At 71.2% G+C, this 1,851-nt stretch carries 2 protein-coding genes; one reads left to right on the top strand and one right to left on the bottom strand.

Annotated features, from left to right (window positions below; all coding sequences use genetic code 11):
• Positions 1-436: putative T7SS-secreted protein (locus GKQ77_RS32310; protein ID WP_372460050.1), on the bottom strand; the 436-nt coding region annotated here is incomplete at its 3' end.
• Positions 437-637: 201 nt separating this feature from the next.
• Here GKQ77_RS32310 and GKQ77_RS32305 point away from each other — a divergent pair.
• Positions 638-1,465 carry an HAD family hydrolase gene (locus GKQ77_RS32305; RefSeq protein ID WP_219692695.1) on the top strand — a complete coding sequence of 276 codons (828 nt, stop codon included), beginning with the start codon at positions 638-640 and terminating at the stop codon, positions 1,463-1,465.
• The last annotated feature ends 386 nt before the right edge of the window (positions 1,466-1,851 follow it).

Raw genomic sequence — 1,851 nt, 5'->3', positions numbered from 1 at the left:
CCTTGTACTTGTCGGCTTCCTTGCCCGCCTTTTCCACCCAGGAGTCGGCCGAGGTGAGGCGGGACTTGGCGGAGGACAGGTCGGCCTGGGCCTCGCGGCCCTTGACCAGGGCCTTGTCGGCCAGGGACTGGGCGCGCTCCAGCTCGGGCCAGTAGGCGGCAAGGGCGTCACCGGCCATTCCGTAGGACTTCTTGAGCTTCTTCAGCTTCTCCGGGGCCTTCTCGAACTTCTCCGTGAAGCCCTCGGCCGTCTTGCCGGCCCACTTGAGGATCGCGTCCTCGCCCGCCATCCCCTTGATGTCCCGCAGCACCTTGCCGACATCGTCGCAGAAGTCGTGCAGGTCCTTGGCGAGCTTGCGCACCCGGTCCGGGTCACCCGGCGTCGGGTCCTTGTCCAGGTCCAGGACATGCCAATCCCGCGGCCGATGGCCCCCCATGTGTCTCCCCCGTCACACCACCACGCACGTAAGCGTGCTCGAACGCAAAGCTACTGCCCTGGACGCGCGCCCCTCCAAGTCGGTTCTGCGGAATGGAAGATTCCACTTTCTGGTGAACCGTGGAGGCTCCCACCTCCCCCCTCCCGCACCGGCCTCGTCAAGCCGCTTCCGGCGCGGCTCAGGATCCGTATTCTCTGGATCATGGCCGCTCCCCTCGCATATGCACTCATCGCCACTGACCTGGACGGGACGCTGCTGCGCGGCGACGACACGGTCTCGGACCGGTCGCGGCGGGCGCTGGCCGCCGCGGGCGAGAGGGGCGCGCGGCACCTCGTGGTGACCGGGCGGCCGGCGCCCCGGGTGCGGCCCCTGATTCGCGACCTCGGTTATGACGGGCTCGCCGTCTGCGGGCAGGGGGCGCAGCTCTACGACGCCGGGGCGCACCACATGGTGTGGTCGGTGACGCTCGACCGCGAGCTGGCCGAGGTCGCGCTCGGGAAGATCGAGGCGGAGGTCGGGCAGGTCTTCGCCGCCGTCGACCAGGACGGCGTGGACGGCCTCACCCTCATCGAGCCCGGGTACGACATGCCGCACCCCACGCTCCCCGCGGTGCGCGTGCCCCACCGTGACGTGCTGTGGGAGCTGCCCATCAGCAAGGTGCTCGTCCGGCATCCGAGGCTGGCGGACGAGGAGTTGGCGGAGGTGGCGCGCGGGGTGGTGGGCTCGCTCGCCACGGTGACGATGTCGGGGCCCGGCACGGTGGAGCTGCAGCCGAGCGGGGTGACCAAGGCGACCGGCCTCGCGCTGGCCGCCGAGCGGATGGGGCTGACGGCCGCCGACACGGTCGCCTTCGGAGACATGCCGAACGACATCCCCATGTTCCTGTGGGCGGCCCACGGAGTGGCGATGGCCAACGCCCACAGCGAACTGAAGTCGGTGGCGGACGAACTGACCCGCACGAACGAGGAGGACGGGATCGCGGTCGTCCTGGAACGCTTACTCGCGGCCGGTCCGGGCGCGCAGCTCTGAGAAACGGGGACGGACCGGTTTCCCTCACGGTGTGGCGGACCGGTTTCCCTCGCGGTGCGCGGACCGGTTTACCTCGCGGTGCGGGGGCTGGCCTATCCCGCTGTGCGGCGGACTGGCTCACCTCGCGGTGTGGCGGACCGGCTCACCCCCTGCCGTGCGGCGGACTGGCTCACCCTCTTGCCATGTGGCGGGTCGGTTTCTCCCGCTGTGCGGCAGACTGGCTCGGCCCCCCTGCTGTGCGGCGGACTGGCTCACCCTCTTGCCATGTGGCGGGCCGGCTCTTCCCGCTGTGCGGCGGACCGGCTCCCCCTCGGGCCGTGCGGCGGACCGGCTCCCCCTCGGGTCGTGCGGCAACCCACTCCCCCCGCCGCCCGGCGGACCCGTCC

The sequence above is a fragment of the Streptomyces anatolicus genome (genome assembly GCF_019400875.1).
Taxonomy (GTDB): Bacteria; Actinomycetota; Actinomycetes; order Streptomycetales; family Streptomycetaceae; genus Streptomyces; species Streptomyces anatolicus.
The sequence above is the reverse complement of the archived record's forward strand: the minus strand, read 5'-3'. Positions and strand labels throughout refer to the sequence as shown.